This window comes from Mycobacterium paraense (assembly GCF_002101815.1).
Taxonomy (GTDB): domain Bacteria; phylum Actinomycetota; class Actinomycetes; order Mycobacteriales; family Mycobacteriaceae; genus Mycobacterium; species Mycobacterium paraense.
Genome location: NZ_LQPM01000050.1, coordinates 18,281 through 42,331 on the forward strand (window position 1 = coordinate 18,281; position 24,051 = coordinate 42,331).

Annotated in this window: 26 protein-coding genes, 1 tRNA gene and 1 pseudogene; 20 read left to right on the forward strand and 8 right to left on the reverse strand. The window is 69.9% G+C overall.

Going from position 1 to position 24,051, the window contains the following annotated elements; genetic code table 11:
• From murC to AWB89_RS26035, 9 genes are all read left to right on the forward strand, one after another.
• Entirely contained in the window at positions 1–1,419 is a 1,419-nt protein-coding gene (murC, locus tag AWB89_RS25995) for a UDP-N-acetylmuramate--L-alanine ligase (protein WP_241520614.1), read from the forward strand.
• Positions 1,416–2,348, forward strand: a complete 933-nt coding sequence (locus AWB89_RS26000; RefSeq protein WP_085177594.1) for a cell division protein FtsQ/DivIB — start codon at positions 1,416–1,418, stop codon at positions 2,346–2,348. Before murC ends, AWB89_RS26000 begins: the two co-directional genes overlap by 4 nt.
• 194 nt (positions 2,349–2,542) lie before the next feature.
• Entirely contained in the window at positions 2,543–3,694 is a 1,152-nt protein-coding gene (ftsZ, locus tag AWB89_RS26005; protein WP_085101669.1) for a cell division protein FtsZ, read from the forward strand.
• Between the two features lie 91 nt (positions 3,695–3,785).
• A complete protein-coding gene (gene pgeF, locus AWB89_RS26010; RefSeq protein ID WP_085177596.1) occupies positions 3,786–4,493 on the forward strand; it encodes a peptidoglycan editing factor PgeF in 708 nt (235 codons plus the stop codon).
• A gap of 4 nt (positions 4,494–4,497) precedes the next feature.
• Positions 4,498–5,280: a YggS family pyridoxal phosphate-dependent enzyme gene (locus AWB89_RS26015; RefSeq protein ID WP_085177598.1), complete on the forward strand. Its 783-nt coding sequence runs from the start codon at positions 4,498–4,500 to the stop codon at positions 5,278–5,280.
• 66 nt (positions 5,281–5,346) lie between these two features.
• Positions 5,347–6,003 carry a cell division protein SepF gene (locus tag AWB89_RS26020; RefSeq protein WP_085101666.1) on the forward strand — a complete coding sequence of 219 codons (657 nt, stop codon included), beginning with the start codon at positions 5,347–5,349 and terminating at the stop codon, positions 6,001–6,003.
• 118 nt (positions 6,004–6,121) lie between these two features.
• Positions 6,122–6,412 (forward strand): YggT family protein, encoded by a 291-nt coding sequence (locus AWB89_RS26025; protein WP_044506515.1) that lies wholly within the window; start codon positions 6,122–6,124, stop codon positions 6,410–6,412.
• Positions 6,413–6,663: 251 nt separating this feature from the next.
• Entirely contained in the window at positions 6,664–7,479 is an 816-nt protein-coding gene (gene wag31, locus AWB89_RS26030; protein ID WP_085101665.1) for a DivIVA-like cell division protein Wag31, read from the forward strand.
• Between the two features lie 96 nt (positions 7,480–7,575).
• The gene (locus AWB89_RS26035) at positions 7,576–7,932 is read left to right on the forward strand and encodes a hypothetical protein (protein ID WP_085177600.1); all 357 of its coding nucleotides are present in this window, start codon (positions 7,576–7,578) and stop codon (positions 7,930–7,932) included.
• Positions 7,933–7,936: 4 nt separating this feature from the next.
• On the opposite strand, the pseudogene AWB89_RS26040 reads toward AWB89_RS26035, so the two are convergent.
• Positions 7,937–8,614, reverse strand: a pseudogene (locus tag AWB89_RS26040) (phosphoribosyltransferase); the annotation flags it as partial.
• A 79-nt stretch (positions 8,615–8,693) separates the two neighbouring features.
• On the opposite strand from AWB89_RS26040, the gene AWB89_RS26045 reads away from it, so the two are divergent.
• Both AWB89_RS26045 and AWB89_RS26050 read left to right on the forward strand, forming a co-directional pair.
• The gene (locus AWB89_RS26045) at positions 8,694–9,017 is read left to right on the forward strand and encodes a PadR family transcriptional regulator (RefSeq protein WP_169716620.1); all 324 of its coding nucleotides are present in this window, start codon (positions 8,694–8,696) and stop codon (positions 9,015–9,017) included.
• A complete protein-coding gene (locus AWB89_RS26050; protein ID WP_085177604.1) occupies positions 9,014–9,394 on the forward strand; it encodes a hypothetical protein in 381 nt (126 codons plus the stop codon). The genes AWB89_RS26045 and AWB89_RS26050 overlap by 4 nt, the downstream gene beginning before the upstream one ends.
• Before the next feature lie 184 nt (positions 9,395–9,578).
• Here the strand turns inward: AWB89_RS26050 and AWB89_RS26055 are convergent.
• A tRNA-Leu gene (locus AWB89_RS26055) sits at positions 9,579–9,664 on the reverse strand.
• 124 nt (positions 9,665–9,788) lie between these two features.
• Here AWB89_RS26055 and AWB89_RS26060 point away from each other — a divergent pair.
• Positions 9,789–11,135 (forward strand): M20/M25/M40 family metallo-hydrolase, encoded by a 1,347-nt coding sequence (locus AWB89_RS26060; protein ID WP_372515262.1) that lies wholly within the window; start codon positions 9,789–9,791, stop codon positions 11,133–11,135.
• Between the two features lie 45 nt (positions 11,136–11,180).
• Positions 11,181–11,711, forward strand: coding sequence for a YbhB/YbcL family Raf kinase inhibitor-like protein (locus AWB89_RS26065; protein WP_085101648.1), 531 nt, complete (start codon positions 11,181–11,183; stop codon positions 11,709–11,711).
• A gap of 34 nt (positions 11,712–11,745) precedes the next feature.
• On the opposite strand, the gene AWB89_RS26070 is transcribed toward AWB89_RS26065, so the two are convergent.
• From AWB89_RS26070 to AWB89_RS26090, 5 genes are all read right to left on the reverse strand, one after another.
• Positions 11,746–12,549 (reverse strand): Stf0 family sulfotransferase, encoded by an 804-nt coding sequence (locus AWB89_RS26070; protein WP_085177608.1) that lies wholly within the window; start codon positions 12,547–12,549, stop codon positions 11,746–11,748.
• 22 nt (positions 12,550–12,571) lie between these two features.
• A complete protein-coding gene (locus tag AWB89_RS28380) occupies positions 12,572–14,632 on the reverse strand; it encodes a PE family protein (protein WP_085177611.1) in 2,061 nt (686 codons plus the stop codon).
• Positions 14,633–14,831: 199 nt separating this feature from the next.
• Positions 14,832–15,902 carry a quinone-dependent dihydroorotate dehydrogenase gene (locus AWB89_RS26080; protein ID WP_085177613.1) on the reverse strand — a complete coding sequence of 357 codons (1,071 nt, stop codon included), beginning with the start codon at positions 15,900–15,902 and terminating at the stop codon, positions 14,832–14,834.
• Positions 15,902–16,156, reverse strand: a complete 255-nt coding sequence (locus AWB89_RS26085; RefSeq protein ID WP_085101640.1) for a DUF5703 family protein — start codon at positions 16,154–16,156, stop codon at positions 15,902–15,904. Before AWB89_RS26085 ends, AWB89_RS26080 begins: the two co-directional genes overlap by 1 nt.
• Positions 16,153–17,229 carry a YncE family protein gene (locus tag AWB89_RS26090; RefSeq protein WP_085177615.1) on the reverse strand — a complete coding sequence of 359 codons (1,077 nt, stop codon included), beginning with the start codon at positions 17,227–17,229 and terminating at the stop codon, positions 16,153–16,155. Before AWB89_RS26090 ends, AWB89_RS26085 begins: the two co-directional genes overlap by 4 nt.
• A 110-nt stretch (positions 17,230–17,339) precedes the next feature.
• On the opposite strand from AWB89_RS26090, the gene AWB89_RS26095 reads away from it, so the two are divergent.
• The 7 genes from AWB89_RS26095 to AWB89_RS26125 all read left to right on the forward strand — a co-directional run bounded on the left by AWB89_RS26095 (position 17,340) and on the right by AWB89_RS26125 (position 22,906).
• Entirely contained in the window at positions 17,340–17,642 is a 303-nt protein-coding gene (locus AWB89_RS26095) for a hypothetical protein (protein WP_085101636.1), read from the forward strand.
• A 37-nt stretch (positions 17,643–17,679) separates the two neighbouring features.
• A complete protein-coding gene (locus tag AWB89_RS26100) occupies positions 17,680–18,435 on the forward strand; it encodes a histidine phosphatase family protein (protein ID WP_085177617.1) in 756 nt (251 codons plus the stop codon).
• 73 nt (positions 18,436–18,508) lie between these two features.
• Positions 18,509–19,096 (forward strand): DUF3090 domain-containing protein, encoded by a 588-nt coding sequence (locus AWB89_RS26105; RefSeq protein ID WP_085101624.1) that lies wholly within the window; start codon positions 18,509–18,511, stop codon positions 19,094–19,096.
• Positions 19,080–19,904 carry an SCO1664 family protein gene (locus AWB89_RS26110; protein WP_085101622.1) on the forward strand — a complete coding sequence of 275 codons (825 nt, stop codon included), beginning with the start codon at positions 19,080–19,082 and terminating at the stop codon, positions 19,902–19,904. The genes AWB89_RS26105 and AWB89_RS26110 overlap by 17 nt, the downstream gene beginning before the upstream one ends.
• A 31-nt stretch (positions 19,905–19,935) precedes the next feature.
• Positions 19,936–20,724 (forward strand): 3'(2'),5'-bisphosphate nucleotidase CysQ, encoded by a 789-nt coding sequence (locus AWB89_RS26115; protein WP_085177619.1) that lies wholly within the window; start codon positions 19,936–19,938, stop codon positions 20,722–20,724.
• Between the two features lie 26 nt (positions 20,725–20,750).
• On the forward strand, positions 20,751–21,986 hold the full coding sequence (gene mshC, locus AWB89_RS26120; RefSeq protein ID WP_085101611.1) for a cysteine--1-D-myo-inosityl 2-amino-2-deoxy-alpha-D-glucopyranoside ligase: 1,236 nt from the start codon (positions 20,751–20,753) through the stop codon (positions 21,984–21,986).
• Positions 21,987–22,006: 20 nt separating this feature from the next.
• Positions 22,007–22,906, forward strand: a complete 900-nt coding sequence (locus AWB89_RS26125) for an SDR family oxidoreductase (RefSeq protein WP_085177621.1) — start codon at positions 22,007–22,009, stop codon at positions 22,904–22,906.
• A 4-nt stretch (positions 22,907–22,910) separates the two neighbouring features.
• Here AWB89_RS26125 and AWB89_RS26130 read toward each other — a convergent pair whose 3' ends face one another.
• Positions 22,911–23,780 (reverse strand): PAC2 family protein, encoded by an 870-nt coding sequence (locus AWB89_RS26130; RefSeq protein WP_241520615.1) that lies wholly within the window; start codon positions 23,778–23,780, stop codon positions 22,911–22,913.
• Between the last annotated feature and the right edge of the window lie 271 nt (positions 23,781–24,051).

Below are 24,051 nucleotides of genomic sequence, written 5' to 3' on the forward strand. Positions count from 1 at the left end.
ATGGTCGGCATCGGCGGGGCCGGCATGTCGGGCATCGCCCGCATCCTGCTGGACCGCGGCGCCCTGGTGTCGGGGTCCGACGCGAAGGAGTCGCGCGGCGTGCACGCGTTGCGGGCCCGGGGCGCCTCGATCCGCATCGGCCACGACGCGTCCTCGCTCGACCTGTTGCCGGGCGGCCCCACCGCGGTCATCACCACGCACGCCGCCATCCCGAAGACCAACCCCGAGCTCGTCGAGGCCCGCCGGCGCGGCATCCCGGTGATCCTGCGCCCGGCGGTGCTGGCCAGGCTGATGGACGGGCGCACCACGCTGATGGTCACCGGCACGCACGGCAAGACGACGACGACGTCGATGCTGATCGTGGCGCTGCAGCACTGCGGCCGCGACCCGTCGTTCGCGGTCGGCGGCGAGATGGGGGAGGCCGGCACCAACGCGCATCACGGCAGCGGTGACTGCTTCGTGGCCGAGGCCGACGAAAGCGACGGCTCCCTGCTGGAGTACACGCCCAACGTCGCCGTGGTCACCAACATCGAGACCGATCATCTGGACTTCTACGGCAGCGCCGACGCCTACGTCCGGGTGTTCGACGCCTTCGTGGAGCGGCTGGCCCCGGGCGGATCGCTGGTGGTGTGCGTCGACGACCCGGGCGCGGCCGCGCTGGCGGAACGCACCGCCGAGCTGGGAATCCGGGTGCTGCGCTACGGCTCCGACCCGGGCGAAGACCAGGCCGCCACCCTGCTGTCGTGGGAGCAGCAGGGCATCGAGGCGGTCGCGCACATTCAGCTGGCGGGCGAGCCGCATCCCCGCGTGATGCGGCTGTCGGTGCCCGGGCGGCACATGGCGCTCAACGCGCTGGGCGCGCTGCTGGCCGCGATCGAGATCGGCGCCCCGGTGGACGCGGTGCTCGACGGGCTGGCCGGTTTCGAGGGGGTCCGCCGGCGGTTCGAACTGGTGGGCAACTCCGGGTCGGTGCGGGTCTTCGACGACTACGCCCACCATCCCACCGAGATCAGCGCCACGCTGGCCGCGGTCCGCACGGTCCTCGAGCAGAGCGGCGGCGGCCGCAGCCTGGTGGTGTTTCAGCCCCACTTATATTCGCGCACAAAGGAATTCGCGGCGGAATTCGGTCGCGCCCTCGACGCCGCCGACGAGGTCTTCGTCCTCGACGTCTACGGTGCCCGCGAACAACCGCTCACCGGCGTCAGCGGGGCCAGCGTCGCCGAGCACGTCAGCGTGCCGGTGCGCTACCTGCCGGATCTGTCCACGGTCGCCGAGCAGGTCGCCGCGGCCGCGGGCCCCGGCGACGTCGTCGTCACGATGGGCGCGGGCGACGTGACCCTGCTCGGCCCCGAGATCGTGACCGCGCTGCGGGTGCGGGCCAACCGCAGCGCGCCGGGCCGGCCGGGGGTGCTGCAATGACCGAGCCGGACCGGCCCACCCCGGCCGACGACCCCGAGCGCGCCGACGGCGTGATCACCGAACCGATCGCGACGGGCGCCGGCGACGACACTGCGCCGGCCGAGGAGACCGAGTTCGAGGGGCCACGCCGCAGGGCCCGCCGCGAGCGGGCCGAGCGCCGCGCCGCGCAGGACCGCGCCCGGGCCATCGAGGAAGCCCGCCGCGAGGCCAAGCGCCGGGCCAGCGGGCGCATCGTCAACCAGCCCAAACCCGCCGCGCGGGGCGTCGTCCGCGGCCTGAAAATGCTGCTGGGCAGCGTCATCGTGGCCATCGTCGGGGTCGGCCTCGGGCTCATCCTCTACTTCACGCCGGCGATGTCGGCGCGCAACATCGTCGTCACCGGGATCGGAACGGTGACGCGCGAGGAGGTCCTCGACGCCGCGCGGGTGCGCCCCGGCACACCGCTGCTGCAGATCAACACCAACCAGGTCGCCGAGCGCGTGGCCGCCATCCGGCGGGTGGCCAGCGCCCGGGTGCAGCGCCAGTACCCGTCGGCGCTGCGCATCACCATCGTCGAGCGAGTCCCGTTGGTGGTCAAGGACTTTCCGGACGGCCCGCACCTGTTCGACCGCGACGGTGTGGACTTCGCGACGGGCCCGCCGCCGCCGGCGCTGCCCTACATCGACGTGGCCAACCCCGGGCCGAACGACCCGACGACCAAGGCCGCGCTGCAGGTGCTGATCGCGCTGCGGCCCGAGGTCGCCGGCCAGGTGGGCCGCATCGCGGCCCCGTCGGTGGCGTCGATCACGCTGACGCTCAATGACGGCCGGGTGGTGATCTGGGGGACCACCGACCGCACCGAGGAGAAGGCCGAGAAGCTGGCCGCGCTGCTGACGCAGCCCGGCAAGACCTACGACGTGTCCAGCCCCGACCTGCCGACCGTCAAGTAGCCGCGACGGCCCGTCGCGCCGGCGCGCAGGAAAAAATTTGCGTGCCGCGCGTCGGCGCGCCTGCGGGATAAGCGCGCGTGCTACCCATACCGTTCTGTTTGCGCGGAACTACTTGACATAACTCTAACTCTATGGTTGAGGTTGAGGGTTTGCCAGGCCGACACACCGAGTCCCACCAGGGAGGAAGACGAATGATGACCCCCCCGCACAACTACTTGGCCGTCATCAAGGTTGTGGGTATCGGTGGCGGCGGCGTCAACGCCGTCAACCGGATGATCGAACAAGGCCTCAAGGGCGTGGAGTTCATCGCGATCAACACCGACGCGCAAGCGCTGTTGATGAGCGACGCCGACGTCAAGCTCGACGTCGGGCGCGACTCCACCCGCGGGCTGGGCGCCGGGGCCGACCCCGAGGTCGGGCGCCGGGCCGCCGAGGACGCCAAGGACGAGATCGAAGAGCTGCTGCGCGGCGCCGACATGGTCTTCGTCACCGCCGGCGAGGGCGGCGGCACCGGCACCGGCGGGGCGCCCGTCGTCGCCAGCATCGCCCGCAAGCTGGGCGCGCTGACCGTCGGCGTCGTCACCCGGCCGTTCTCCTTCGAGGGCAAGCGGCGCGGCAACCAGGCCGAAAGCGGCATCGCCGCGCTGCGGGAGAGCTGCGACACGCTCATCGTCATCCCCAACGACCGGCTGCTGCAGATGGGCGACGCCGCGGTATCCCTGATGGACGCGTTCCGCAGCGCCGACGAGGTGCTGCTCAACGGCGTGCAGGGCATCACCGACCTGATCACCACCCCGGGCCTGATCAACGTCGACTTCGCCGACGTCAAGGGCATCATGTCCGGCGCCGGCACCGCGCTGATGGGCATCGGGTCGGCGCGCGGCGAGGGCCGGTCGCTCAAGGCCGCCGAGATCGCCATCAACTCGCCGCTGCTGGAGGCGTCGATGGAGGGCGCCCAGGGGGTGCTGATGTCGATCGCCGGCGGCAGCGACCTGGGCCTGTTCGAGATCAACGAGGCGGCCTCGCTGGTGCAGGACGCCGCCCACCAGGACGCCAACATCATCTTCGGCACCGTGATCGACGACTCGCTGGGCGACGAGGTGCGCGTCACCGTCATCGCCGCCGGCTTCGAGGCCAGCGGACCCGGGCGCAAGCCGGTCACCGGCGCCGGCGCCGGCGACAAGGGCGGCGCCCACCGCATCGAGGCGGCGAAGGCCGGCAAGCTCAGCTCCACGCTGTTCGAGCCCGTCGACGCGGTCAGCGTCCCCGTCCACACCAACGGTTCGACGCTGAATATCGGCGGCGACGACGACGATGTCGACGTGCCGCCCTTCATGCGCCGCTGAGGGTCTCAATTTGCTTGCCCGTGCGCGACAAACCGGCCGCGGCCGGATGGCGCTGCCCGCTGGCGGCCGGGGGGCTTCGGATACTGGTGGTGTGAGCGTTCGCATCCGGCGGGTGACGACCACCCGCGCGGGCGGTGTCTCGGCGCCCCCGTTCGACACCTTCAACCTCGGCGACCACGTCGGCGACGACCCGGCCGCGGTGGCCGCAAACCGCAAGAGGCTGGCCGCCGCCCTGGGACTGGGCGCCCACCGGATCGTGTGGATGAACCAGGTGCACGGTGATCGGGTCGAGGCGGTCGACGGCCCGCGCGATGCCGCCGTCGACGAAACCGATGCGTTGGTGACCGGGACGGCGCGCCTGGCGCTGGCGGTGGTCACCGCCGACTGCGTGCCGGTATTGCTGGCCGACGCGCGCGCCGGCGTGATCGCCGCGGCGCACGCCGGCCGCGTCGGCGCGCAGCGGGGCGTGGTGACGCGCGCCGTCGAGGCGATGGTGGCGCGCGGCGCGCAGCCCGCCGACATCTCGGCGCTGCTCGGCCCGGCGGTCAGCGGCCGCAACTACGAGGTGCCCGCCGCGATGGCCGACGAGGTCGAGGCGGCGCTGCCGGGCAGCCGCACCACCACCGCGGCCGGCACCCCCGGACTCGACCTGCGCGCCGGAATCGCTTGCCAGCTCCGTGATTTGGGCGTCACGGCGATCGACATCGACCCGCGCTGCACGGTGGACGACCCGGCGCTGTTCAGTCATCGCCGGGACGCGCCGACCGGGCGGCTGGCCTCGCTGATCTGGATGGAGTGACGCCATGGCGGGGGAGGTGCTGGCGCACGAGCATGGCGACCGCGAATCCGAATTGACGCATGCGTTGGCCGCCGTGCGATCGCGACTTGCGGCGGCCGCGGAAGCGGCGGGTCGCAATGTGAGCGAAATTGAACTGCTCCCAATTACCAAATTCTTTCCAGCAACCGATGTTGCGATTTTGTCTCGATTGGGTTGTCGGTGCGTTGGCGAATCTCGCGATCAGGAAGCCACGCCGAAGGCCGCCGAAGTCGCCCGGTTGGCGGCGAGTTCGGGGCGCGACGACTTGCGGAATATGCACTGGCACATGGTGGGCCGCATTCAACGGAACAAGGCGCGGTCGCTGGCGCGGTGGGCGCACACCGCCCACTCGGTCGACAGCACCCGCCTGGTCGGCGCGCTCGACCGGGCGGTGTCGGCGGCGCTGGCCGACGGGCGCCGGCAGGAGCCGCTGCGCGTCTATGTCGAGATCAGCCTGGACGGCGACGTGTCGCGCGGCGGCGTCGACATCACCGCGGACGGCGCCGTCGACGAGGTGTGCGCGCAGGTCGAGGACGCCCCGGGCCTGACGCTGCTGGGGCTGATGGGCATCCCGCCGCTGGACTGGGACCCCGCGCGGGCTTTCGACCTGCTGCGATCCGAGCACCGCCGGGTGCTGGATTCGCACCCGAACGCGCGGGGACTGTCCGCCGGCATGTCCAACGACTTCGAAACAGCCGTCAAACATGGTTCGACATGTGTGCGTGTCGGTACCGCGCTATTGGGTCCGAGGCGGCTACCGTCACCGTGAGTAGTCACTGTAGTCACACCTTCATCACAGACACCAATACTCCCAGGGGCTAGAAGGGTTTACGCGATGAGCACACTGCACAAAGTCAAGGCCTACTTCGGTATGGCTCCGATGGAGGACTACGACGACGAGTACTACGACGACCGGGCTCCCTCCCGGGGCTTCCCGCGGCCCCGGTTCGACGACGGCTACGGCCGCTACGAGGGCCGGTTCGAAGGGCGCGAATACGAAGACCCGCGCGGCGAGCCGGCCGACTACCCGCCGACCGGCGGCTACCGCGGCGGCTACGCCGACGAGGGCCGCTACGGCCCCGTGCATCCGCGCGAGTTCGAACGGCCCGAGATGAGCCGCCCGCGCCTCGGTTCGTGGTTGCGCAATTCCACCCGCGGCGCGCTCGCGATGGACCCGCGCCGGATGGCGATGCTGTTCGAAGAGGGCAGCCCGCTGTCGAAGATCACCACGCTGCGGCCCAAGGACTACAGCGAGGCGCGCACCATCGGCGAGCGGTTCCGCGACGGCACGCCGGTGATCATGGACCTGGTGTCGATGGACAACGCCGACGCCAAGCGGCTGGTCGACTTCGCCGCCGGCCTGGCCTTCGCCCTGCGGGGGTCGTTCGACAAGGTCGCGACCAAGGTGTTCCTGCTGTCGCCCGCCGACGTCGACGTCTCCCCGGAGGAGCGTCGCCGGATCGCCGAGACCGGCTTCTACGCCTACCAGTAGACGCACCCGTTCCGCCGCTCAGCGGGGTCGGCGCACGTGAGATGTGTGCCCGCACCCGAGAATCGGTACGCTGGCGCCTGACATTCGGGTCATCTCATCGGTAAGGTCGGGGCTCCAGTTGGTGCTGTTTTTTCAGATCCTTGGGTTTGCGCTGTTCATCTTCTGGCTGCTGCTCATCGCCCGGGTCGTCGTCGAGTTCATCCGCTCGTTCAGCCGTGACTGGCATCCCACCGGCCTCACCGTGGTGATCCTCGAGATCATCATGTCGATCACCGACCCGCCGGTGAAACTGCTGCGGCGACTGATCCCGCAGCTCACCATCGGGGCCGTGCGCTTCGACCTGTCGATCATGGTGCTGCTGCTGGTCGCGTTCATCGGCATGCAACTGGCGTTCGGCGCCGCCGCGTGAGCCACGCCGCGTGCACCGCGGCCGGGGCGCGGAGTCGGTTCGGCCACGTTTTAGTGTCGGTTCGGCCGCCGCAATTTAAAAATTTTAAGGGTTTGGATTTTATTGGTCTTAGTGTGTGAAATTGGGTCTTATTTATTGGGCAATCGGCTAGCGCCGAGTCTGGTGTGACAGGATGGACGGCAGTTGCACGACGGCAACCACTCCGTTCTACACTTTCCAGATCGTTTGACAGGAACTCGAGGGGACGAACAATGCCGCTTACACCAGCCGACGTCCACAATGTGGCGTTCAGTAAGCCGCCGATCGGCAAGCGCGGTTACAACGAAGACGAGGTCGACGCCTTTCTCGACCTGGTGGAAAACGAGCTGACGCGGCTCATCGAGGAGAACTCCGATCTGCGTCAGCGGATCGAGGAGCTGGACCGCGAGCTGGCCGCCGGTGGGGGCGGCGGCGCCGCTCAGCCCACCCAGGCGATCCCGACCTTCGAGCGCGAGCCCGAGCCCGAGCCCGTCAAGCCCGCACCGGTGGCGGCCCCCGCGCCCGCGGCGCCGGCAGCGTCGCAGGGCACCAACGAGGAACAGGCCCTGAAGGCCGCACGGGTGCTGAGCCTGGCCCAGGACACCGCCGACCGGCTGACCAGCACCGCCAAGGCCGAGTCGGACAAGATGCTGGCCGACGCCCGCGCCAACGCGGAGCAAATCGTCAGCGAGGCCCGTCAGACCGCCGAGACCACGGTCACCGAGGCCCGCCAGCGCGCCGACGCGATGCTGGCCGACGCCCAGACCCGCTCGGAGACCCAGCTGCGCCAGGCGCAGGAGAAGGCCGACGCCCTGCAGGCCGACGCCGAACGCAAGCACTCCGAGATCATGGGAACCATCAACCAGCAACGCACCGTGCTGGAAGGCCGCCTCGAGCAGCTGCGCACCTTCGAACGCGAATACCGCACCCGGCTCAAGACCTACCTGGAATCCCAGCTGGAGGAACTCGGCCAGCGCGGGTCGGCGGCGCCCGTCGACTCCAGCGCCGACGCAGGCGGGTTCGACCAATTCAACCGGGGTAATAACTAGCCGGGCGATCGTGCCGGGGTGCTCGCCTAGGTTCAGGCTCGGCACACTAGCCTGCACTAGACCTGGCAGTCCCCGTCGTCGGCTGGAGGATGACCGATGCTGATCATTGCGCTGGTACTCGCCCTGATCGGGCTCGTCGCGTTGGTGTTCGCCGTGGTCACCAGCAACGAGCTGGTCGCGTGGGTGTGCATCGGCGCCAGCGTCATCGGCGTGGTGCTGCTGATCGTCGACGCGCTGCGGGAACGCCAGCGTCGTGACGCCGTCGGCGAGGTGCACGACGTGGACGAAGCCGGGGACGCCGATGAAGCCCCCGTCGACTACCCCGAAGAGGCCGCCGACGAGGAAGAGCACCCGGCCGCCGAGGGCGGTGTCGACGAGGCGTCGCAGGGCCTGGAAACCAGCGACGAGTCGGCGGTACCCGCCGAGGGCCGCGGCGAGGACCGGGCCACCTAGCTCGTCAGCGGGTCGGCGTATTCAGCAGCTCCCGCACCTCATCGTCACTGACCTGGCGAAAGTCCGCGTACACCTGCCCGACGGCTTCGAACCCGGGCGGCATAGTCGCGCACACCACGTCGTCCGCTTCCTGCCCGATCTCGCGGCACGTCGACGCGGGTCCCACCGGGACCGCCACGACGATGGACTGCGGCCCCGCGGCCCGCAGGGCGCGGACGGCGGCCAGCATGCTCGCGCCGGTGGCGATGCCGTCGTCGACCAGGATCACGACCTTGCCGCGCGGATCGGCCAGCGGGCGCCCGCCCCGGTAGGCCAGCTCACGGCGGTTGAGTTCGGTTGTCTCGCTGGCGATCACCTCGCGCACCTGGTCGTCGGTGATGTGCAGGTTGGAGACGACGTTGTCGTTCATCACGACCCCGCCGCCGCTGGCCAGCGCGCCCATCGCCAGCTCCGACCAGCGCGGGACCCCGAGCTTGCGCACCAGGAACACGTCCAGCGGGGCGTGCAGCGCCGCGGCGACTTCCCAGGCCACGGGGACCCCGCCGCGCGCCAGCCCGAAGACCAGCACGTCGTCCCTGTCGCGGTAGGACGCCAACTCCTCGGCCAGCACGCGCCCGGCCTCGCGACGGTCGCGGAACGTGCGCGTCGCCGTTCGCCGAAGGAAGCCGCCGGATGGGTTCATCGCTGCACTCCAGGCTAGCCCCGCGGCGGGAATCCGCCATCGATTGCCGTAGTACGTCGCACGTACTAACTTGGGCGGTGTGGCGAGGCTGAACGATCCCGGCGTGCTGATCCTGACCAGCCTGGCCTCCGGGCCCAAGCACGGGTATGCGCTGGCGCGTGACATCGAGGCGTTCTCCGGCGCGGCGCTGGGGCCGGGGACGCTGTACGGGGCGATCACCCGCTTGGAGGAGCGCGGCCTCATCGAGCCCTTGCAACAGGACGAGCGGCGCCGGCCGTATCGGTTGACGGCCGCCGGCCGGGCCGAACTCGCCACGGCCGTAAGGGAATTGGGCGCGATCGCCGACGAGGGCGCGCGACGGCTGGGCCTTCGGCTGGGGGCGCGGCCGGGCTGGTCGGTATGAACGCCGACGACGCGCGGCGGGCGCTGCGCTGGTATCCGCGGGCCTGGCGTCGCCGCTACGGCGACGAGCTGGCGGCCCTGCTGGAGGACATGTTCGGCGACGGGCCGCTTTCCCGTCGCTGCCGGATATCGCTTGCCCGGTCGGGCACGATCGAGAGGATCCACGAGATGAGTCGGCGCTTTCGCAAGACGTATACGGGCTACAGCGTTGCCTGCGCGGTCGTGTGGGCCGTCATCTTGGCCGCGGCGTCGTCGACGGCCGGCAGCGCCACCCGGCACACGCTGATGCTGGTTTTCGGGGGCTGGTGGATCGGGTGGCTGTCCGCCACGATCGCCCGGGCCGTCTACCCACCGCCGAAACGGCGGGTCGGGCCCTGAAAAAGGGCCCGAGAAGAAGTCGTGTGATCGCGGCTTCGCCGCTCAACACGCTCCATCGGCTCGGAAGTGAATGCGAGCATTCACTTCGTTCGCCTCAGTCGCGTGTGATCGCGGCTTCGCCGCTCAACACACTCCGTCGCCTCAGGAATGAATGCGAGCATTCATTCCATTCGGCTCGGTCGTGTGTCCGAGGGGGGACTTGAACCCCCACGCCCATTAGTAGGGCACTAGCACCTCAAGCTAGCGCGTCTGCCATTCCGCCACTCGGACAAGACCCAACCAGAGTTGGCAGCTAAGGCTATCGGATCGCCCCGCGCAGACCCAACCCAGCTGGCCGGGCGCTGCGGGCCCAGGCCCGGCGGACGCCGCAGTGGTAGGAAAGGTGGTTGTGACCATCGATACTGCGGCCGTCGACCCTGCCGATCCCCGCGACGATGTGGTCCAGGTGGTCAGCCGGTTGATCCGGTTCGACACCACCAATACCGGCGATCCCGAGACCACCCAGGGCGAGGCGGCGTGCGCGCAGTGGGTCGCCGAGCAGCTCCAAGAGGTCGGCTACTTGCCGCAGTATGTCGAATCCGGCGCACCGGGTCGCGGCAACGTGATCGCGCGCCTGCGCGGCGCGGACAGCTCGCGCGGCGCCCTGCTGATTCACGGGCATCTCGACGTGGTGCCGGCCGAGCCGGCGGATTGGACCGTGCACCCGTTCTCGGGCGCGATCCGGGACGGCTACGTGTGGGGGCGCGGCGCGGTCGACATGAAGGACATGGTCGGCATGATGATCGTGGTCGCCCGGCAGCTCAAGCGGGCCGGCATCGTGCCGCCCCGCGACCTGGTGTTCGCGTTCCTCGCCGACGAGGAGCACGGCGGCCACTACGGGGCGCAGTGGTTGGTCAGCCACCGCCCCGAGCTGTTCACCGGTGTCACCGAGGCGATCGGGGAGGTCGGCGGGTTCTCACTGACCGTGCCGCGCCGCGACGGCGGCGAACGCCGGCTGTACCTGATCGAGACGGCCGAAAAGGGGCTGTCCTGGATGCGGCTGACCGCCCGCGGGACGGCCGGGCACGGCTCGATGGTGCACGACCGCAACGCCGTCACGGCCGTCGCCGAGGCGGTCGCGCGCCTGGGCCGGCACCAGTTTCCGCTCGTGGTGAGCGACACCGTCGCGCAGTTTCTGGCCGCCGTCAGCGAGGAGACCGGGCTGACGTTCGACCTCGAGTCGGACGACCTGGCCGGGACGATCGAGAAGCTCGGCCCGACCGCGCGCATGCTCAAGGCCGTGCTGCACGACACCGCCAACCCGACCATGCTCAAGGCCGGCTACAAGGCCAACGTCATCCCAGGCTCGGCCGAGGCGGTGGTGGACTGCCGCATCCTGCCGGGCCGCAAGGCCGCGTTCGAGGCCGAGGTCGACGAGCTGATCGGCCCCGACGTGACCCGGGAATGGATCCGGGACCTCTCCCCGTATGAGACCAGCTTCGACGGCGATCTGGTCGACGCCATGAACGCCGCGGTGTTGGCGCTCGACCCGGACGGGCGCACGGTGCCCTACATGATGTCCGGCGGCACCGATGCGAAAGCCTTCGCGCGCTTGGGTATTCGCTGCTTTGGCTTCAGCCCGTTGCGGTTGCCGCCGGACCTGGATTTCAGCGCGCTGTTCCACGGCGTCGACGAGCGGGTACCCATCGATGCGCTGAGGTTCGGCACCGAGGTGCTGGCGCACTTCCTGACACACTGCTAGTCGGAAAAAAGATGGCTAAGTGAACACGACACGAGAGGATCGCCCATGAGCCTGCCGACCGACCCGTACGACGCGCTGCCCAAGCTGCCGCTGTTCAGCCTGAAGTCGAACTCGATCACCAACGGTCAGCCGCTGGCGACCCCGCAGATCAGCGGCATCATGGGCGCCGGGGGAGAGGATGTCAGCCCGCAGCTGAGCTGGTCCGGATTTCCGGAGGAGACCCGCAGCTTCGCGGTCACCGTCTACGACCCGGACGCCCCGACGCTGTCCGGCTTCTGGCACTGGGCGGTGGCCAACCTGCCCGCTGACGTCACCGAGCTGCCCGACAACGCCGGTGAGGGCAGCGAGCTGCCGGGCGGCGCGCTGACCCTGGTCAACGACGCCGGCATGCGACGGTACGTCGGCGCCGCGCCGCCGCCCGGCCACGGCCCGCACCGTTACTACGTCGCCGTGCACGCCGTGGACGTCGACAAACTCGACCTGCCCGAGGACGCCAGCCCCGCTTTCCTGGGCTTCAACCTGTTCCAGCACGCGATCGCCCGCGCCTACATCTACGGGACGTACGAGCAGACGTAAGCGACCTTCCGCGAGGGTGCCACTACCGACGGGCTCACTCGGGAAACGTGTCGGCAGTTGCACTTTCGCGGTGCGCGTGGCCCCGGTCAATCAGTCGCCGCCAGTGTTCGTTGATGTGGTCGGACTGGCGCTCGAGCGGGGGTTTCGGCACGCGCGCGGCGTGCGCGGGATCGGCGCCGAGGAACCGCAACACCCGAGCGATCTCGCCGCGGTAGTTCGCGTCGAGATCTTCGTAGCGGATCGTCAGGACCTGGGGGCGGCGAGTGGCGAAGTGATCCATCCAGGCCGCCTGTTCGGCCTCGAGGCTGCGTTCCATCCTGGCGATCTGCTCGTGTGTCGGCGCGACGGCGGCGAGGTCGACGGCGGCCCGCCCGGGCGTGGGCCGGGCCAGGTAGAGCCCCCACTGCCGGACCCCCTGCGGCGGGCCGGCCGAGCGAAACCATTCGCCGGTCGCCTCGGCACGAAAAAGCGAGATGGCCTGCGCGCGCCGATCGGCGCGGACGATGTTGACGAAAACCGCTGTCGGGAACAGGTTCTCGAGAACCAGCCCCGGATCGTCGCGACAGCCCAGCGCTTCCGCCAGCAAGACGACATCGCGCCAATGAATCTTGGCGCCCCGAACGCCGTTGTCCGTCGCCGCGTGCGCCATGACCTTGGCCAGATACTCGGGCCACGGGCAGTCCCGCGGTAGCTGCAGATCCTCCGTGTACGCGGCCATGTGTTCGGCCGCGAAATACTCTTCGGGCCGTCCGGCAACCCCGGTCGCGACGAGGCCGGCGGCGAGCAACGAACTACCCGAGCGGGGCGTGGAGGCGATGAGATAGGTCTTGTGTCTCATGCCCGTTGACCCCTCGCATGCCCTAGCCGGTGGGTGTGATCGCCGAGGCTATCGACTCCGCAATGGTGTTGAACAGCGTCGGGAACAGGCCCCCGAATTCCGTGCCGCCCAGGGTGGCGTTGATGGGAACGGTGATGCCCGCGACGCCGGCGGGGATCGTGACCGTCAGCGGTTCGGGCGGCGTGAGAAGCCCGTCGAAGGGGACGTGGGCGATGGCCGGCAATGTGAGAGACCCCAGCAGCGGCGTCGACACGGTGATCGGCAGCGGCAGGTCCACGAGGAGCTGGCCGTTGAGGAAGCCGTTCATCGCGAAGGCGGGCATATCGCCGATCGCGTTGAGCATCCCCAACACGTTGCCGGCCTGCGCGGCGGCGCCGAAAGCCGTTGCGCCCTGAGCTATTCCGTTGGCCATGGCGAACGGCGGGCCCAGTATCGCGAAGCCCAGCTGCAAGGGCAACCCGAAGACGGCGGCGCCGGCCAGCGTGGCGGCAGGGAGACTTAGCGCGAAGTTCGCCGTGACATTCGCGTTGACGAGGGTGTCGATCGCGCTTGCGAAGTTGCCCAACATCATTCCGGGGATGGAGCCGTGCGGGACCAGGCTGGCCAGGCCCACCGGCTGCTGTCCGAGCGCGGTCAGGATGGGCAGCAACTCGGCGGCCGGGCCCTCCAACCCGACGGGTCCGGCGATGGTGACCTGGAAGTTGGGCGGGAGGATGCTGGTGATCTGGCCGCCGATCGCCAAGTGGCTGGTGTCGAATCCCGTGATGAAGAGATCGATGGGGGCGTGTGCGGCGTCCTGCACCGCGGCGTAGTAGTTGCCCGCCTGTATCGCTTGGCCGGCCATCGCCATGTCGTTGCTGGCGATGGGAATCGTCTGCTGGAGATCCGCGCCCATCTTGGTCAGCGACGAGCCGACCGTCCCCCAGAAGCCGGTCGTGCCGTTGACGAAGTCCTGTCCGATGGCGGCCGGGTTGAAGGTCGCAGCGCCCTGGAGGGTGAGCTGGATGTTCGCCGGCACGTTCGCGGGGAAGCCCTGCAGGTCGGTCAGGACGCCACTGGAGAAGATCTGCGCGTAGTGATTCTGGTTGGCGACAATCTGATTCAGGATCGGGAAGGGGTGGCTCGCGAATTGCGCGCCCATCAGGTTCAGATTGAACACCGTGGTGTCGCCGAGGACGGTGTACGGGTTGGGGTACGGCACGGCGCCGGACGGCATCGGCGCGAACAGCCCCGGCAGCAACGAATTCAGCAGCGGTGAAAGCCCCTGCAGCAGCGGCACGTCCTGGAAGAGCCCGGTCGCGGTGCCGAAAAGGTTGGTCAGCGTTATGCCGTTGACCAGCTCGTTGGACAGGAAGTTGCCCACATCCAGTCCGACGCCGTTGAGGGTCGGGCCCAGCAGGGCGCCGAGGGGCCCCGAGGTGAGGCTCAGGCCCGGCGTCAGGTTGCCGAGGTTTATCGGCCCGATGAAGTCGCTCAGGGTCGGGAAGGCGCTGAGGATCGCCGGGTTGAAGAACAGCGAGCCAAGGCTGTTGGCGAACTGGCTCCCGATGCTGTTGAAGGGCCCAAAGAGCTGGCTCAACCCACCGCTCAACCCACCGAGCAGGCCGCCCCCGCCCGTGCCCAGGCCCAGCAGCCCGTCCAGTCCCCCGAGCAGGCCGCCTCCGCCCGAACCGCCGCCCAGCAAGCCGCCGAGCAGGCCGCCGCTGCCGCTCGAGCCGCCCAAGCCGAGCAGCCCGCCGAGCAGCGGTGTGGAGGCGGCCGCGGCGCTCGCGGTGAAGCCGCCGCTGATGGCCTGCTGGGCATTGGCGATCTCGGTGCTGACGTAGGCAGCCGCCCCCGCGTTCAACACGCGCACGAACTCGTTGTGAAATGCCGCCGCCTGAGCGCTCATCGTCTGGAATTGCTGCCCGTAGCTGCCGAACAAGTCGGAGATGGCGAGCGACACATCGTCGGCGGCGGCGGAGGTGATGGCGGTGGTCTGGCCCGCCGCAGCCGCCGTGGCCTCCCGCAAAGTGGAACCGATGCCGGCCAAATCGCCGGCGACCGCCCCTATCGTCTCCGGAGCAGCAACTACAAAGGACATCGTGGTCTCCCCTCGAAGACAATCCCCACTAGGCAACTACGTCATACCGGTCACAATGGCGCCCCACTTGTGACGGAGAAAACGGGCGTTCTCTTTTTCTAACAGGTTGTTCGACAGATGCACAACCGTGGATTAGCAAGGCAAGCAATCGAATTAATCGACATATGCGCAATAAGGCTGCCTAGCCGCACCCCGCCGGTCAGTGTGGGTCGGTGGCCGCCGACCCGACCGCGTCGCGCAGCGAGGCGAACCCGCCGTCGTGCAAGCGCCGTGCGATGCCGTCGTGAATGTGCTTGGGCCACAAGCCTCCTCCGTAGATGAAGCCGGTGTAGCCCTGCAGCAGCGAGGCGCCCGCGGTGATCCGCTCCCAGGCGTCGTCGGCCGTTTCGATGCCGCCCACGCTGATCAAGACCAAACGGTCGCCGACGCGGCCGTAGAGCCGGCGCAGCACCTCGAGGGCCCTGCGCGCCACCGGGGGCCCGGAGATGCCGCCGGCGCCGAGCTCGTCGACGCCGGGGGTGCTCAGGCCCTCGCGCGACACGGTGGTGTTGGTGGCGACGATGCCGGCCAGGCCCAATTCGACGGCCAGGTCCGCGATGTCGTCGACGTCGGAATCCGAGACGTCGGGCGCGATCTTCACCAGCACCGGCGTGGAGGTTTCGGCGAGGACGCCTTCCAGGATGGGCCGCAGCGACTCGACCGCCTGCAGGTCCCGCAGCCCGGGCGTGTTGGGCGAGCTGACGTTGACCACCAAATAGTCCGCCAGCGGGCCGACCAGCCGGGCGCTGGCCCGGTAGTCGCCGACGGCGTCTGCGGCCGGGGTCGCCTTCGTCTTGCCGATGTTGACGCCGACCGGCACCTCGGGGCGATGCCGCGCGAGCCGGCCGGCCAGCTCGCCCGCACCGCGATTGTTGAACCCCATCCGGTTCAGCAGCGCCCGGTCGGCGGGCAGCCGGAACAGGCGGGGGGCGGGGTTGCCGGGCTGGGGCTGCGCCGTGACCGTGCCGACCTCGGCGTAGCCGAAACCCAGCGCGCCCCAGGTGAGCAGGCCCAGGCCGTCCTTGTCGAAGCCGGCGGCCAGGCCGAGCGGCGCGGGAAAGCGCACGCCGAACACGGTGCTGGCCAGCACCGGATCGGTGGGGCGGGTCAGCCGGTGCAGCAGCCGCCGGGTGCCGGCCACGGCCGTGACGCCGCGCAGGATCGCGAACACCAGCGTGTGGATGCGCTCGGGTGGGACCAGGAAAAACAGCCGGCGGGTGAGCCGGTACATCACAGTTCCGGCTGGTCGGGACGCCGGCTTTCGAGGCGAGACTTCTTGCGGCGCAACAGAACCCGCCTGCTTCCGTCGGTGTAGAGCCGCACCCGCGTCAGCTCCCAGCCGCGGTATTCGGCCTCGATGGACAGCCGGATGGACGCGCTGAGCCGGGTCACCTCCGGCGGCAGGCGCAGCGGTATCCACTCGTATTCGTCCGACATCTCCGCCGCCCAGCCCGCGGGGAGCCGGCTCCACCGCGGCGCCGTCACGGCGCACCCGCCGCGTGCTCGATCACCTGGACGCCCGCACCCGATCCCGACACCACGTACAAGGTGCCCGACGCTTCGTCAAAGGCCAGCGAGTTCGGCTGCTGCACGGTTGGGTATCGCACCCTTTCGACGGGAATTCCGGTTGACAGATCGTAACCAATGACCACGTTCGAAGCGGTCTGGGACACCCAGGCGAGCCCGCGCGAACCGGCCAGCCCGTACGGGGACTGCCGCACCGGGTAGGCCTGGCGCAGGATCAGCGGGTCGACGCCGTAGACCAGCAGTTGCCCGCCGCGGGTGTCGGCGACGAGCACCCGGCCCAGCGGATCGGCGGCCAGGGTGGTCGCGCCCTCCCCGGCGCGCAGCGCCTGCTCGACATGACCGTCGGCGCCGATCGTCGTCACCGAGGTCTGGCCGCGGTCCAGGACCACCGTCGTATTCCCTTGTGCGGCAAGGGCATCCACGCGCGCGAAGATCTTGTTCCGGCCGGCGATGGTGGCGGTCTTGACCGTGTCCGGGGAGCGGGAGGCGAAGGTGTAGACGGCCCCGTCGTCGGTGCCCAGCACCAGGGTGCCGTCGGCGCGCTGCGCGATCGCGGTGAAGTCGGTCTGTGCGGCGTTGGCGACGGGCACCTGCGTGGCGTGGGCCGCCGACAGGTCGACGACGAAATAGCCGCCGCGCGTGGCCAGGTAGGCGGTGCCGCGGCCGTCGCCGGTCAGCGCGCTCGCCGGACCGGGCAGGTCGATCACCCGCGGCGGCGTCCGCGGATCGCCGAACTCGGTCAGGGTGGCGGGCGCCGTCGGGTCGGCGCCGTGGGTCAGGACGGCCAATTGTCGGCTGCCGCCGTCGAAGATCGCCGCGGTTGCGCGACCGCCCAGCGGGCGCACCGCGCCGGCCGGGTTCTGGGACGCCGGCGGGGACGCCGCCGGCTGGGCCGGTTCAATGGTCGGTGGCGCGCTGTTGAACGGACCGGCGGAACATCCCGCGACTCCCGTGACCACCGCCAGCAAAAGTGGCAGCCCAGCCAAGCGGCGCTGAACTGCGCCTCTCGCGCGCCTATGCCGTCGCAGCAATGAGTTTCCTTCGCGTCACCTACAGGAACGTCAAATTTTAGGGAACGGTTTCGCATCCAATATGGCCATGTTGCCTGCATCGGGTCGGACTGGAGAGGTATGGTCGCGTCATGACCGTCATCGTGGACCGGCATACCGCTGAGAAAGAGTTTGCTGTCGAGGACATCTCGACGGGCATCTTCGCCAGCGGATACGGACAAGTCGGTGATGGGCGCAGTTTCTCCTTCCACATTGAGCACCGATCCCTCGTCGTAGAAATTTACCGGCCGCGCCTCGCGGGCCCCGTTCCGCAGGCCGAAGACGTGGTGGCCCGGGCGGTCCGCGGCCTGGTCGACATCGACCTCACCGACGAGCGCAGCCTGACGGCCGCGGTGCGCGATTCCGTCGCGCACGCGGTACCGGTAAGCCGCTAGTCAACCAGTCAGCTCCCGTCCCTGTACGGTCGTCGTCGTGACGGTCATCCTGTTACGGCACGGCCGTTCGACCTCTAATACCGCCGGCGTCCTGGCCGGCCGCTCCGAGGGCGTCGACCTGGACGACAAGGGTCGCGAGCAGGCCGCCGGGCTGATCGACCGCCTCGGCGACCTGCCGATCCGGGCCCTGGTCAGTTCGCCGTTGCTGCGATGCCGGCGCACCGTCGAGCCGCTCGCCGAAGCGCTGTGCCTCGAGCCGCTGATCGACGACCAGCTCGCCGAGGTGGACTACGGGGAGTGGACCGGCCGTAAGATCGGCGAGCTCACCAACGAGCCCCTGTGGCGGGTCGTGCAGGCCCATCCCAGCGCGGCGGTGTTTCCCGGCGGCGAGGGCCTGGCGCAGGTGCAGGCGCGCGCCGTCGCGGCCGTCCGCGGGCACGACCGGCGGTTGGCCGATGAACACGGCGGCGACGCGCTGTGGGTCGCGTGCACCCACGGCGACGTCATCAAGTCCGTCGTCGCCGACGCCTACGGCATGCACCTCGACGGCTTCCAGCGCGTCACCGCCGACCCGGGGTCGGTGACCGTGATCCGCTACACCCCGCTGCGGCCGTTCGTGTTGCACGTCAATCACACGGGCGCACGGCTGTCCGCCGCGTTGCGCGCCGGGCCGCCGCCGAAGGAGGAAGCCGCGGGGAATGAGGCTCACGGTGAACCGAAGGGCGAGGCGCAAACTGGGCCGAACGGGTCGGTACCGTCGAGCGACGCGGTGGTCGGCGGCTCCCCGGACTGATCACGCTTAATTCCGCTCTGACGGGGCAATCGAATCGCACGGCAGCGGCAACAGCCGGTATTTTGGAGGTGCCATGGCCCGCGCAATTCACGTCTTCCGCACGCCCGACCGCTTCGTGGCCGGGACCGTTGGTCAGCCCGGAAACCGCACCTTTTACATCCAGGCGGTGGGCGATTCGCGGGTGGTGTCGGTGATCTTGGAGAAGCAACAAGTGGCGGTGCTCGCCGAGCGCATCGGCGCGTTGCTGCTCGAGGTGAATCGCAGGTTCGGCACGCCGGTGCCGCCGGAGCCCGCCGAGATCGACGACCTCAATCCGTTGATCACACCCGTCGATGCGGAGTTTCGGGTCGGGACCATGGGGCTCGGCTGGGATTCGGAAGCCCAGACCGTGGTGGTCGAGTTGCTGGCCGTCACCGACGCCGAGTTCGACGCTTCGGTGGTGCTCGACGACACCGAGGAGGGGCCCGACGCGGTGCGGGTGTTCTTGACGCCGGAGTCCGCACGCCAGTTCGCCACCCGGTCCAATCGCGTGATTTCCGCGGGGCGTCCGCCATGCCCGCTGTGTGACGAACCACTGGACCCCGAGGGCCACATCTGCGCGCGGACCAACGGCTACAAGCGCAGCGCGCTTCTCGGGCCCGACGATGAACCCGAGGAATAGCGGGGCTCACGAGCGGGAGGTGCTGCGGGACGGCGAGCTGACGGTCCTCGGGCGCATCCGCTCAGCCAGCAACGCCACCTTCTTGTGCGAATCGACGCTCGGCGAATCCAGCGTGCACTGCGTCTACAAGCCGGTCTCCGGCGAGGCGCCGCTGTGGGACTTCCCGGACGGAACCCTGGCCGGCCGCGAAGTCGCCGCGTACCGGATAGCGACGCAATTGGGCTGGAACATCGTGCCCTACACCATTATTCGTCACGGGCCTGCGGGCCCGGGCATGCTGCAGCTGTGGGTGGAACAGGCCGGCGACGCGGCCGACTCCGACCCGCCGCCGGGCCCGGACCTGGTCGACCTGTTTCCCGCCAACAAGGTGCAGCCGGGCTACCTGCCGGTGCTGCGGGCCTACGACTACGCCGGCGACGAGGTCGTCCTGGTGCATGCCGACGACATCCGGCTGTGGCGGATGGCGGTGTTCGACGTCCTGATCAACAACGCCGATCGCAAGGGCGGCCACGTCCTGCGCGACCTGGAGGGCCACGTCTACGGCGTCGACCACGGGGTGTCCCTGCACGTGGAGAACAAGCTGCGCACGGTGTTGTGGGGCTGGGCGGGCAAGCCGATCGACGATGACACGTGCGAGGCGATCGCGGGGCTCGCCGAGGCCCTCACCGGCTCGCTGTGCGACGAACTGGCCGAACACATCACGCGGGCCGAGATCGCGGCGCTGCGCGGCCGCGCGCTCGCGCTGCTGGACAACCCGATCATGCCCACGCCCAATCGGCACCGCCCGATTCCGTGGCCGGCTTTCTAGCGCGGGGGTTGGCGTCGGCGATACTGAACCGGTGACGAGCGGCCCGGGTGACCTGACGGACGCCGCGCTGGCCGCCGATCTCGCCGCCGACGCGGGGGAGCTGTTGCTCAAGGTGCGCGACGAGGTCGGTTTCGGCCATCCCTGGATGCTCGGCGACGCGGGTGACAGCCTGGCCAACGCGCTGATTCTGCGGCGGCTGCGGGCCGAGCGCCCCGGCGACGCGGTGCTCAGCGAGGAGGCCTACGACGATCTGTCCCGGGTAAATCACGACCGCGTGTGGATCATCGACCCGCTGGACGGCACCCGCGAGTTCTCCACGCCCGGCCGCGACGACTGGGCGGTCCACATCGCGCTGTGGCAGCGCCCCACCGACGGGCAACGCGAGATCACCGACGCGGCCGTGTCGTTGCCCGCCCGCGGGAACACCGTGTACCGCAGCGACACCGTCACAGCCGACGCCGCGCGGGTCGGCATCCCGGGCACCATCCGGATCGCCGTCAGCGCCACCCGGCCGCCCGCGGTGCTGTACCGGATGCGCCAGACGCTGCACATCCAACCGGTGGCGATCGGCTCGGCGGGTGCCAAGGCGATGGCCGTCATCGACGGCGACGTCGACGCCTACGTGCACGCGGGCGGCCAGTGGGAGTGGGACTCGGCGGCCCCGGCCGGGGTGCTGATGGCGGCCGGCATGCACGCCTCGCGGCTGGACGGATCGCCGCTGCGCTACAACCAGCTCGATCCGTACCTGCCGGACTTCGTGATGTGCCGTGCGGAGCTGGCGCCGATCCTGCTCGGCGCCATCCGCCAGGAATTTCAGTGACCGGCCCCGCGTTTAGAGTCGACGTTATGCAGGCGTGGTCTTCCGCACAGGTCCCGGTGGTGCCGGGGCGCGGTCCCGAGTTGCGGCTGTATGACACCTCCGACCGGCAGGTCCGCCCGGTGGCGGCCGGGTCGAAGGCCACCATGTACGTCTGCGGGATCACCCCCTACGACGCGACCCACCTGGGCCACGCGGCCACCTACCTGGCCTTCGACCTGGTGCATCGGCAATGGCTGGACCTCGGTCACGACGTGCACTACGTGCAGAACGTCACCGACATCGACGACCCCCTGCTGGAGCGCGCCGAGCGCGACGGCCTCGACTGGCGTGCGCTGGGCGACCGTGAGGTCGCCCTGTTTCGCGAGGACATGACGGCGCTGCGGATCCTGCCGCCGCGGGAGTACGTCGGGGCGACCGAGGCGATCGCCGAAGTGGTCGAACTCGTCGAGAAGATGCTGGCGTCCGGTGCCGCGTACGTCCTCGACGGCGACTACCCCGACGTCTACTACCGCGCCGACGCCACCCCGCAGTTCGGCTACGAATCGGGCTATGACCGCGACACCATGCTGCAGCTGTTCGCCGAACGCGGCGGCGATCCGCGCCGCCCCGGCAAGACCGACGAGCTCGACGCTTTGCTGTGGCGGGCCGCGCGGCCGGGCGAGCCCAGCTGGCCGTCACCGTTCGGCGCCGGCCGGCCCGGCTGGCACGTCGAGTGCGCCGCGATCGCGCTCAGCCGCATCGGCAGCGGCCTGGACATCCAGGGCGGGGGCAGCGACCTGATCTTCCCGCACCACGAATTCACGGCCGCCCACGCCGAATGTGTCCGCGGCGAACGCCGATTCGCGCGGCACTACGTGCACGCCGGGATGATCGGCTGGGAGGGGCACAAGATGTCCAAGAGCCGCGGCAACCTCGTGCTCGTGTCGGACTTGCGCGCGAAGGGCGTTGAGCCGGCGGCCATTCGGCTGGGGCTGCTGGCCGGGCACTACCGCGCCGACCGATTCTGGAGCGCCGAAGTGCTCGATGAGGCGACCGCCCGCCTGCAGCGGTGGCGCGCGGCGACCGCGCTGCCGGCGGCGCCGGACGCCACCGACGTCATCGGCCGGCTCCGCCGCTACCTGGCCGACGACCTCGACACGCCGAAAGCCCTTGCCGCGCTGGATGGTTGGGCCACCGACGCGCTGGAATACGGCGGCCACGACGCCGGGGCGCCCGCGTTGGTGGCGACCGCGGTGGATGCACTGCTGGGAGTGCAGCTGTAAAGAGGGGTACGTTTTTGCCCATGACGTCGCTGCACGACAAGGTCGTCTTCATCACCGGCGGCGCGCGGGGGATCGGCGCCGAGATCGCCCGCCGCCTGCGCAACAAGGGCGCCAGGCTGGTGCTGTCCGATCTCGACCGGGCCGAACTGGAGGCGCTCGCCGCCGAACTCGGCGAGGACCGCGTGCTCACGGCGGTCGCTGACGTGCGCGACCTGCCCGCCATGCAGGCCGCGGCGGCCAAGGCCGTCGAACGCTTCGGCGGCATCGACGTCGTCGTCGCGAACGCCGGGATCGCCAGCTACGGGTCGGTGCTGAACGTCGACCCCGAGGCGTTCAAGCGGGTGCTGGACGTGAACCTCGTCGGCGTCTTCCACACCGTGCGGGCCACGCTGCCGTCGGTGATCGCCCGCCGCGGCTACGTGCTGATCGTGTCGTCGCTGGCGGCGTACGCGGCGGCCCCGGGGCTGGCGCCGTACAACGCGTCGAAGGCCGGCAACGAGATCTTCGCCAACGCGCTGCGGCTGGAGGTCGGCGACCGCGGCGTCGGCGTCGGCTCGGCGCACATGTCCTGGATCGACACCGCCCTGGTCCGCGACAGCAAGGCCGACCTGCCCGCCTTCGGCGAGATGATCGCGCGGCTGCCGTGGCCCCTCAGCAAGACCACCACCGTCGACAAGTGCGCGGACGCGCTCGTCAGGGGCATCGAGGGCCGCCGGCGCCGGGTCTACTGCCCGGAGTGGGTCGGCCTGCTCCGCTGGCTCAAGCCGGTGCTGTCCACCCCGGTCGGCGAGTTTCCCATCCGCCGGATCGCCGCCGAGCTGTTGCCCCGGATGGACGCCGAGGCCGCCGCGCTCGGCCGGTCGATGTCCGCGTTCAACGTCGAGTCGCTGCGCGAAACGGGCGGCATCCCGCCCAACTAGGGGCCTATTTGCGCCGCCGGCGCAGGTAGCGCTCGAACTCCGCGGCCAGCGCGTCGCCGTCGATCTTGCCCAGGGCCTCGTTCATGTCGACCTCGGCGTCGCCGCGCTGCTCCAGCGACGACACGTATTCGGCCAGGTCCTCGTCCTCGGCGGCCATCTCGGTGATCGCCTGCTCCCACTCCTCGGCCTGGGCCGGCAGATCGCCCAGCGGCACCTCGATGTCGAGCACGTCCTCGACGCGGCGCAACAGTGCCACCGTCGCCTTCGGGTTCGGCGGGTTGGACACGTAGTGCGGCACCGCCGCCCAGAACGTCACGGCGGGGATCCCGGCGGCCACGCAGGCGTCCTGGAAGACCCCGGCGATGCCGGTCGGGCCCTCGTAGCGGGTTTCCTCGAGGCCGAAGCGTTTCGCCGATTCGGGGGAGTAGGCCGCGCCCGACACCGGGACCGGCCGGGTGTGCGGCGTGTCGGCCAGCAGGGCGCCGAGGATGACCACGGTGTCGACGTTGAGCTTGTCGGCGATGGCCAGCAACTCGGCGCAGAACGTGCGCCAGCGCATGTTGGGCTCCACGCCGTGCATCAACACGACGTCGCGGTCGCTGCCCGGCGGCCGGCAGTGGGTGATCCGCATCGCCGGCCACACCAGCTCCCGGGTCACGCCGTCGATCTGCCGGATGACCGGGCGATTCACCTGGTAGTCGTAGTACGCCTCGTCGTCGATCTCGACGATCGGGTCGGCCTCCCAGATGGCGTCGAGGTGCTCGAGCGCGTCGCTGGCCGCGTCGCCGGCGTCGTTCCAGCCCTCGAACGCCGCCACGACGATGGTGTTGTGCAGTTCGGGCAGCGCGGAGGCTTCCTGGCCACGATCCGGCAATGTCACAGAATCAGCGTACGGCCTGCTGCAAACCGCCTGCGCCGTTCCGCGGGGCGTGCCTGGCAGGAACCTGTCAACCTCTGGGCGTATTGCATAGGACGACTATCCTTATGGCGTGAGTGCCGCCGACGAACACCGCTCAGAAATACGTTCGGCTGCAAACTGGTTAACCTTGGTAACTAACCCGTCGCTGCCACGATCCGCAGGCTGTCGATCGCGGCGACGAGTTGGGCGTCCAGACGTCGATCGGGTGACGACGTAGACTTTTTTG